Consider the following 502-nt stretch of genomic DNA (forward strand, 5'->3'; position numbering starts at 1 on the left):
AATAGGAATTTCTGTCAGTCCGGTGATTGGCATGTTGCTCGGCGGCCAGTTAACCGCATTGGGCGGCTATCAAACCGTCTTTTTTACACTGTTTGTCATGGCGTTAGGCTTGTTTGTTTACAACGTTTTCAAACTGCCAGAGACACAAATTCAGAAACAGCCTTTGAATATGGGTTCACTTCTGGGGCGAATGCTGAGAGATGCGCAAATCTGGCAATCGACGTTATTAGTTGCGCTCTACAATATCGCATTGTTTTCTTACTACCAATTAGGTGCTTTCACATTTGAGGCGTTAGGTTTTAGCTCATCGGAATTTGGATACAGTGGCGTTGTACTTGGCTTAGGTACATTTGTTGGCAGCTTGTTGAATAAATTTTTGCTGGGTAAAGGACGAACGCAAACATCTTTGTTGTGGATCGCATCGATACTGTTTTTGGCTGGTGGGTTTGGTGTCTTTTGGGCTCAAACATCTATTTGGTTTTTAGTTCCAATGTTATTGGTC

General features: G+C 42.8%; 1 protein-coding gene. It reads left to right on the forward strand.

Annotated elements, in window-relative coordinates:
- The coding region (locus R8O11_RS31715) for an MFS transporter (protein WP_318195450.1) at nucleotides 1-502 on the forward strand (502 nt) is incomplete at both ends.

Source organism: Vibrio sp. 1288, from assembly GCF_033344475.1.